This window comes from Burkholderia sp. WTPI3 (assembly GCF_021483755.1).
GTDB lineage: Bacteria > Pseudomonadota > Gammaproteobacteria > Burkholderiales > Burkholderiaceae > Burkholderia.
Map to the genome: position 1 here is coordinate 1 of NZ_JAGIXF010000155.1, position 8,471 is coordinate 8,471.

Genomic DNA, 8,471 nt, shown 5'->3' on the forward strand with positions numbered 1-8,471 from the left:
TTCCGGCCGCACGTGACGCTCGCACGGTTGCCGCGCGATGCGGACGGGCAGCCTGCACACGGCGGTGCGACTCGCAGGCCCGTCGCGTTGCGTTTCGTCGCGCTGACGCTGTTCGAAAGCCGGTTGTCGCACGCAGGTGTGTCGCACCTGCCGATCGTATCGGTGCCGGTCGTGCCGGCGCCGGGTGACGTCGGCGCCTAGCGGCCGTAGCGCGCGAGCGTCAGGCCCGACAGGTCGATCTCCGGCGCGCGCCCCGTGACGAGATCGGCCAGCACCTTTCCCGAACCCATCGACATCGCCCATCCCGTCGAGCCGTGCCCGACGGGCCGCCGCTCCTCGGCGCGAGCGGGATCGACGGCTTGTGGCTGAACGTCGGGCGTCATCGGCCGGCGGCCGGCCCAGAAACGCACGGATGCGCGATCGGCCGCGTGCGGGAACCAGTCGTCGAGCACTTTCATCAGCGTATCGAGCGCCTGCTGGCGCAGCGTCGCATGCCGGTTGCCGAGTTCGGCGGTGCCCGCGACGCGCAGCGTCGGGCCGAAGCGCGTGATCGCCGTCTTCAGCGATTCGTCCATCAGCGCCGCGCGGGGCGCCTTTTCGTCGTCGACGACGGCGAGCGTCGCCGAATAGCCCTTCACCGGATACAGCGGCACGTCGATGCCGTGCGGCTGAAGCAGGCCGGCGCTGTCGACGCCGAGTGCGACGACGATCGCATCGGCGGCGAGCGCCGTATCGCGTGCGGTGCCGCTACTTTCGGCGCGCTCACCCGTCGCGGCAATCCGCACGCCACGTGCCTTGCCGCCCGCGACATCGAGTGCACGAATCTCGGTGCGAAAGCGGAACGTCACGCCGTTCGCTTCGCACAGCGCCCGCAATTCGCGCGTGAAGCGAGCGCAGTCGCCGGCTTCGTCGTCGGGCAGGTAGATGCCGCCGACGGGAGCCTGCCGTGCCCAGCGCAGGCCCGGTTCGATCGCGGTGCAGCCGGCCGCGTCGAGCTCGCGAAACGCGATGCCGGCATCGCGCAGCACCTTCAGCGCGGGCTGCACCATCTCGACGTCGAACGCGCCGCGCAGCAACTGCAGATAGCCGCGGCTCGCGCCATAGTCGAACGGGTGGCGATCACGAAACGCATGCAGGCACGCGCGGCTGTAGTACGCGATGCGCTGCATCCGCTGCTTGTTCACGCGGAACCGTTCGAACTCGCATTCGCGCAGCCAGTGCGCGATCCAGCGCCACTGCGCGGCATCGAGCGTCGGCCGGAAGATCAGCGGCGAAGCGGGCTTGAACAGGTACTTGAGGATCTTGCCGGGCATCCCGGGCGCAGCCCACGGCGTCACGTAGCCGGGCGCGATCACGCCGGCGTTGCCGAGGCTCGTCGCCTGCGCGACATCGGCCTCGCGTTCGATCACGGTGACGTCGCAGCCTGCTTCGCGCAGGTGCCAGGCGGTGGCGACGCCGATCACGCCGGCGCCGAGAACGATCACGTGCATGCGACTTCCGGTGCGAGTGCGTTTACGACGCGACGGCCGGATCGTCGGCGAGCGACTTGCCGCGCGTTTCCGGCAGCACGAGCGCGGCGACGATCACGAGCAGGTAGCCGGCGCCCGCGACGAGGCCGATCGCCTTCACGAGCGACATCGTCTGCGACAGCGAGCCGACGAGGATCGGGAAGAACGACCCGAGCCCGCGGCCGAGGTTGTAGCAGAAGCCCTGGCCCGAGCCGCGGATTGCGCCCGGATACAGCTCCGACAGGTACGCGCCGACACCCGCGAAGATCCCTTGCACGACGATGCCGAGCGGGAAGCCGAGGATCAGCATCGCGGTGTCGGTGATCGGCAGCATCGTGTACGCCATCCCGAGCGCGAACGAGCCGACCGCGAACAGGATGAACGACGCGCGGCGGCCGAGCCGGTCGGACAGGATCGCACCGACCACGTAGCCGACGAACGAGCCGACGATCAGCACGACCAGATAGCCGCTCGTGTTGAACACGGACAGGTGGCGAACGGTTTTCAGGTAGGTGGGCAGCCACGTCGTGATCGCGTAGTAGCCGCCAAGCATGCCGGTGCACAGCGCGCTGCCGAACAGCGTCGCGCGCAGGTGGGGCGGCGAGAAGATCTCGAGGAAGTGGCCCGTTACGCGGCCTTCGTCGCGAGCGCGGCGCGTGGCCGTATAGATGTCGGGGTCGCTGACGTTGCGGCGGATGTAGAGGATCCACAGCGCGGGCACGATGCCGATCCAGAAGCACGCGCGCCACGCGAGCTGCTCGGGCAGCAGCGCGAAGAACGCCCAGTAGAGGATCGCGGCCGCGGCCCAACCGAACGACCAGCTGCTCTGCACGGTGCCGACCGCCTTCGCGCGGTGCTCGGGCGAGCGGATCGTCTCCGCCATCATGATCGTCACGACCGACCATTCGCCGCCGAAGCCGAAGCCCTGCAGCGTGCGCGTCGCGAGCAGCTGCCAGAACGAATGCGTGAAGCCGGACAGGCACGTGAACAGCGCGAAGGTCGCGATCGTCCACTGCAGCACGCGCACGCGGCCATAGCGATCGGCGAGGATGCCGGCGGCCCAGCCCCCGATCGCCGACGAAATCAGCGAGCTTGTCGCGATCATCCCGGCCTCGCTCTTCGTCATCCCCCACGAGGCAATCAGTGTGGGGATCAGGAACGAGTAGATCATGAAGTCGAACGCGTCGACCGCATAGCCCCCGAAGCCCGCGTACAGCGTTCTGCGCTCGCGCGTCGACAGCTCGTGAAACCACTGGATTGCCTGCATCTCGCCGTCTCCGTGTCGATTCGTGGCGTGCCGCCCGTTGTGCAGCAGTGTGGCGGCTATTTTACGGGCGCGATACGGGACGCCAAAAAGGTCGACGCAGGTTCGGGCGGCGGAGGGCGGTGATCGATGGCGGCGGCGCGACGGGAAGGGCGTGTTGCCGCGTCAGAGCGTCAGTCCGCCATCGACATGCACGACCTGGCCGGTGATCTGCCGCGCCGCGTCCGACAGCAGGAACGCGATCAGCGTGGCGACGTCGTCGGGTTCGGCGATCCGGCCGAGCGGCGTCGCCAGTTCGGCCTGCGACCATGCGGCGGCGTTGTCCGCGCTCGGGCCGTGGTCCTTGCGCGTGAAGCCCGGCGCGACCGCGTTGACGGTGATGCCGTGCGCTGCGAATTCGGCCGCGGCGGTGCGCACGAGCGATTCGAGCGCCGCCTTCGCGGCGGCGGTTGCCGCGAACGGCGCATCGGCACGGTAACGGTGCGCGACGAACGAGCTGACCGCGACGATGCGCGGTGCGGCCGACGCCTCGAGCAGTGGCCGCGCGCGACCCGCGAGCGCGGAGAACGCGCCGGGCATCGCCGCGAAGGCGGACGCGAGCGCGTCCGGTGAGAGATCGGAAAACGTCTGCCGCGCGGCGAAACCGGCGTTCGCGACTAGCTGATCGAGCCCGCCGAAACGTGCGACGGTCGCATCGACGAGCGACGTTGCGACGCCCGGCTCGGCGAGATCGCCGGTAAGCGTCACGCATTCGGCGCCCGCCGCGGTGCAGCCGGCGGCGACTTCGGCAAGCCGCTTGCGCGCTGCTTCGTCGGCGCCGCGCGCATGCAGCGCGAGCGCGATGCCCGGCGCCGCGAGCCGCCGCGCGAGTGCCGCGCCGATCCCCGAACCCGCGCCGGTGATCAGCGCGATCCGGGCGAGGTGCGCGGCGCGTGCGCTCACGCTGCGACCTTGTCGTCGTCGTTTACGCGCTCGACGTTGATCGTGCCGAGGTGGAACGCGGCCAGCGACTCGCGGTGCGCGATGCTGACGATCGCGGCCTTCGGCAACCGTTCGGCGAACAGGTGATAGAGCCGCGCTTCGTTGTCGGCGTCGAGCGCGCTCGTGGCTTCGTCGAGGAACAGGAAGTCCGGTTTGTGCAGCAGCACGCGCGCACCGGCCAGACGCTGCTGTTCGCCCGGCGACAGCACGCGTGTCCAGTGCCCGCTTTCGGCGAGGCGCTCGACGTAGTCTTCGAGGCGGCACGCGCGCAGCGCGTCGCGGCATGCGTCGTCGGTGAACGCATCGGGCGCGGACGGATACGTGAGCGCGGCCTTCAGCGTGCCGATCGGCAAGTAGCTGGTTTGCGGCACGAACATCATCCGCGCGCCGACGGGCGCGTCGATCGCGCCGTCGCCGAACGGCCACAGGCCCGCGAGCGCGCGCATGAACGTGCTCTTGCCGGAACCCGATTTGCCGATCACGAGCCAGCGCGAGCCGGGCTCGATCGTCACGTTGCCGATGTTCGCGAGCGCGTTGCCGTTCGGCAGCGCGAGCTTCAGCGACGACGTCGACAGCTTCGCGGCATCGACGTAGTGCAGGTTGATGCCGCCGTGCTCGGTCGCGGGCGACAGGCTTTCCTTCAGGTGTGACGTGCCCATCACGCGCTTGAATTCACGCAGACGGTTGACGGTTGCGCGCCATTCGACGAGGGTCGAGTAACTGTTGATGAACCACGAGAACGAGTCGCTGACGGTGCCGAACGCGGACGAGATCTGCATCAGCACGCCGAACGAGAACGCCCCAGCGAAATAGCGCGGTGCGGCGACGACGAGCGGGAAGATGATTGCGATCTGCCCGTAGAAGCTCAGCACGAATGTGAGGCGCTTCGTGTACTTCATCACGCGCCACCAGTTGTCGCGGATACGCATGAAGAGGCTCTGCGCGTTGCTCGTCTCGGTTTTCTCGCCGTCGTAGAACGCGATCTGCTCGGCGTTCTCGCGCACGCGAATCAGCCCGAAGCGGAAATCGGCCTCGACGCGCTGTTGCTGGTAGTTGATCGACACGAGCGGATGGCCCACCTTCTGGATGATGAGCGAACCGATCACCGCGTACAGCGCGGCCGCCCACACCATGTAGCCGGGAATCGTGATCGGCGTCGCGCCGAGCGAGAGCGTCAGCGCACCGGCGAGCGACCACAGGATCGTGATGAACGACACCAGCGTGACGACCGTCGACAGCAGGTCGAGCGACAGCGCGAGCGTCGTCGTCGCGAACGACTGGAGGTCGTCGGTGATCCGCTGGTCGGGGTTGTCGGCAAGGCGGTCGCGTTCGATCCGGTAGAACGCGCGATCGCCGAGCCACTGGCCGAGGAAGCGGTCGGTGAGCCACTGGCGCCAGCGGAAGCCGAGCATCTGCCGCAGGTAGCGGCCGTACACCGCGAGGATGATGAAGCCGAACGCGAGTGCCGAGAACTGCATCAGCAGGTTCGGGAAGTCGTGGACGTTCTTCGACTGCAGCGCGTTGTAGAACTGCGCGTTCCACTTGTTCAGCTTGACGTTGATCCAGACCACGCAGAGGTTGATCGCGATGATCGTGATCAGCAAGCCCCACGCGATTTTCCATTCGGATGACACCCAGTAGGGCTTGATGAGGCTCCACGCGGATATCGGGCGCTCGTCCTGCGGCGCGTCGGAGGCGGAGCGGACGGGATCGATCGATTGGGTCATGTGCTTCCTGATGAGTAGCCGGCGCGCGGGCCGGGCGAAGCCGGGCGCGCGCCGCGATACGGCATGCCGGACGAGGTGCCGACTGACGGCGGGCGCCCGGATGTTCGCCCGCGCGTCTTAAACGGCACTTAAGGCCGGCGGTGACGCGGCAACCGGCCGCTCGCGCGGCCGGCCTGCAGGCATTGTGCCAGAGCGGCCCGGCGCGACGGCGAATTTGCCGCAAGGGGGACAGTTTGCGGCGCTTTCCGCTTTTATGGTCTAATGGCCGACGACGAAACAGGGGTGCTTCGAGCGCGGCCGACGGGTAGTTCCGGGCGACGCGGCGAGGCTGAGAAAGACCCTTCGCACCCGATCCGGGTAATACCGGCGAGGGAAGTTTCTGATCCCGCCGGGCCGCGCTGGCTGCCATCCCACATGGTCAGCGCCCGAGTCCCGCCCGGCCGGCCTTTGCTGCCGGTTTCGTCCTTTTGGGTACGCGCATCGCGCGTTACGGAAGGAATGATGACCGCTCAATCTTCAGTCTTTTGCGCTGTTCCTGAATCACCGTCGTGTGCGCTGGCACGGGACGGTGTGCGTGCATTGGCGCTCGTCTCGCGCGCCCGCGCGGAGGGCGCACGATGAACACCCACGCTTCGAACGTTCACGATCGCCGGCCGGATTTCGCGGTGCTCGGCGGCGGCCTGGTCGGTCGCCTGATCGCGTGGCGGCTCGCGGGCGACGGGCATCGCGTCGCGCTGTACGAACGCGGCGGCCCGGACGGCGAGCAGTCGGCCGCGTGGATCGCGGCCGCGATGCTCGCACCGCTCGCCGAGGCGGCGAGCGCCGAACTGCTGATCACCGAGCTCGGCGCCGCGTCGCTCCCCCGCTGGCCGCAGTGGCTCGCGGAACTGCCCGAACCCGTGTTCTTCCAGCGTCACGGCACGCTCGTCGTCTGGCACCACGCCGATCGCGCGGAGGCGCCGCTGTTCGAACGGCGCGTGCGCGCGAACGCACCGGCCGAACTGTTCGACGGCGGCGTCATCGCGCTGGCGGGTGCGCAGGTGGACGCGGCCGAACCCGCGCTGGCGGGCCGATTCGCGCGCGGTCTGATGCTGCCGCGCGAAGGGCAGCTCGACAACCGGCAGGCGCTGCGCGCGCTGGCGGCGGGCCTCGCGCAGCGCGGCGTCGAGCTGCACTGGCACGTCGCGATCGACGACGCGAACCGGCCCGACGCACATTTCACGATCGATTGCCGCGGGCTCGGCGCGAAGCCGGTGCTGCCTGCGCTGCGCGGCATCCGCGGCGAAGTCGCGCGCGTGCGTGCGCCCGGCATCGGGCTCACGCGGCCGGTGAGGCTGCTGCACCCGCGCTATCCGCTGTACATCGCGCCGAAGCAGGACGACCTGTACGTGATCGGCGCGACCGAAGTGGAGGGCGAGGACATGTCGCCCGTGAGCGTGCGCTCCGCGCTCGAATTGCTGAGCGCGGCATTCTCCGTGCACCCGGCATTCGGCGAGGCGCGCATCCTCGAACTGAATGCGCAATGCCGTCCGACGCTGCCAGATCACCGCCCGGCGTTGATCTGGGACGGCGCGACGACGCTCGCCGTCAACGGCTTGTACCGGCACGGCTTCATGATCGCGCCGGAAGTCGCGCACGCGGCCGTCGGGTTCGCGCAAGCTGCGCTGGGCGGCGCGTTCGGCGATGCCGACGCGTTTGCCGCGTGGCGCGATGCCGCGCGCTGGCCGGCGCTCCTTCATCACCGCGACGACGCGCGTCAGCCCGCCTGACGCGCATCGCCCATCGAATTCGACCCGAGTCTCATGGATATCCAGATCAACCAACAGACCCTGACGCTGCCCGACGGTGCGACGGTGGCCGACGCGCTCACAGCGTTCGGCGCGCGTCCGCCGTACGCGGTCGCGCTGAACGGCAATTTCGTCGCGCGCACGCAGCATGCGGCGCGTGCGCTCGCGGCGGGCGACAAGCTCGACGTGGTGCATCCCGTCGCGGGCGGCTGAGCGCCGCCGGTCCGTCCCCGCTCTTCCAGGAAAACGACATGACGTCCCATACTTCCGCCGACGCGCTGACGCTGTACGGCGAAACCTTCGCAAGCCGCGTGCTGCTCGGCACGTCGCGCTATCCGTCGCTGCAGTCGCTGTCCGATTCGATCGCCGCGTCGCGGCCCGGGATGGTGACGGTCGCGCTGCGCCGCCAGATGACGGGCGGTACGGCCGAGGCCGGCTTCTTCGACCTGCTCAAGCGCCACGCGGTGCCGCTGCTGCCGAACACGGCCGGCTGCCAGACCGTCGCCGAGGCAGTGACGACCGCGCACATGGCGCGCGAGGTGTTCGACACCGACTGGATCAAGCTCGAGCTGATCGGCGACGACTACACGCTGCAGCCCGACCCGGTCGGGCTGATCGAGGCGGCCGCGCAACTGGTCAAGGACGGTTTCAAGGTGCTGCCGTACTGCACCGAGGATCTCGTGATCGGCCGGCGGCTGCTCGACGCCGGCTGTGAGGCGCTGATGCCGTGGGGCGCGCCGATAGGCACGGGTAAGGGCGTCGTGAACCCGTACGGGTTGCGCGTGCTGCGCGAGCGGCTGCCTGACGTGCCGCTGATCGTCGACGCGGGGCTCGGCGTGCCGTCGCACGCGTGCCAGGTGATGGAGTGGGGCTTCGACGGCGTACTGCTGAACACGGCCGTGTCGCAGGCCACGCACCCGGAAATCATGGCGCGCGCGTTCGCGCAGGGCGTCGAGGCCGGCCAGGTAAGCGGCACGGCCGGCCCGATGGATGCGCGCGAGACCGCGCACGCGAGCACGCCGGTCGTCGGGATGCCGTTCTGGCACCAGGACGGAGGCGGCGCATGAGCGCGCGATTCGCAGATGTCTTCTGGCCGCCGGCCGACGAGCTGGCCGAAGCGGCCGAGCGGATTCGCGCCCGGCTCGGCGAGTGGCCGAGCACCGCGGCGCCGTGGCGGCTTTGCGTGGCCACGCCCGACGTGCCG

Annotated in this window: 7 protein-coding genes, 2 pseudogenes and 1 riboswitch; of the genes and pseudogenes, 5 read left to right on the forward strand and 4 right to left on the reverse strand. The window is 69.4% G+C overall.

The genetic code is table 11. From position 1 onward, the window contains the following. Positions 1-201: pseudogene (locus tag J7024_RS35515) on the forward strand (RNA 2',3'-cyclic phosphodiesterase); the annotation flags it as partial. Here the strand turns inward: J7024_RS35515 and J7024_RS35520 are convergent. The 4 genes from J7024_RS35520 to J7024_RS35535 form a co-directional block, all read right to left on the reverse strand. Further along, positions 198-1,490 carry a D-amino acid dehydrogenase gene (locus J7024_RS35520; RefSeq protein WP_234745932.1) on the reverse strand — a complete coding sequence of 431 codons (1,293 nt, stop codon included), beginning with the start codon at positions 1,488-1,490 and terminating at the stop codon, positions 198-200. The pseudogene J7024_RS35515 and the gene J7024_RS35520 overlap by 4 nt on opposite strands. A gap of 22 nt (positions 1,491-1,512) precedes the next feature. Further along, positions 1,513-2,775: an MFS transporter gene (locus J7024_RS35525; protein ID WP_175761246.1), complete on the reverse strand. Its 1,263-nt coding sequence runs from the start codon at positions 2,773-2,775 to the stop codon at positions 1,513-1,515. Between the two features lie 162 nt (positions 2,776-2,937). Further along, a complete protein-coding gene (locus J7024_RS35530) occupies positions 2,938-3,714 on the reverse strand; it encodes an SDR family NAD(P)-dependent oxidoreductase (protein ID WP_124828674.1) in 777 nt (258 codons plus the stop codon). After that, a complete protein-coding gene (locus J7024_RS35535) occupies positions 3,711-5,480 on the reverse strand; it encodes an ABC transporter ATP-binding protein/permease (RefSeq protein ID WP_124828673.1) in 1,770 nt (589 codons plus the stop codon). Before J7024_RS35535 ends, J7024_RS35530 begins: the two co-directional genes overlap by 4 nt. Positions 5,481-5,748: 268 nt before the next feature. After that, a riboswitch (TPP riboswitch) is annotated at positions 5,749-5,872 on the forward strand. Positions 5,873-6,097: 225 nt separating this feature from the next. Between J7024_RS35535 and J7024_RS35540 the strand changes: the two genes are divergently transcribed. The 4 genes and pseudogenes from J7024_RS35540 to J7024_RS35555 form a co-directional block, all read left to right on the forward strand. Next, the gene (locus J7024_RS35540) at positions 6,098-7,249 is read left to right on the forward strand and encodes an FAD-dependent oxidoreductase (protein ID WP_124828672.1); all 1,152 of its coding nucleotides are present in this window, start codon (positions 6,098-6,100) and stop codon (positions 7,247-7,249) included. Between the two features lie 33 nt (positions 7,250-7,282). Further along, positions 7,283-7,480, forward strand: a complete 198-nt coding sequence (gene thiS, locus J7024_RS35545) for a sulfur carrier protein ThiS (protein WP_124828671.1) — start codon at positions 7,283-7,285, stop codon at positions 7,478-7,480. 38 nt (positions 7,481-7,518) lie between these two features. Next, positions 7,519-8,334 (forward strand): thiazole synthase, encoded by an 816-nt coding sequence (locus tag J7024_RS35550; RefSeq protein WP_234745934.1) that lies wholly within the window; start codon positions 7,519-7,521, stop codon positions 8,332-8,334. Next, positions 8,331-8,471: pseudogene (locus J7024_RS35555) on the forward strand (thiamine phosphate synthase); the annotation flags it as partial. The gene J7024_RS35550 and the pseudogene J7024_RS35555, both read left to right, overlap by 4 nt.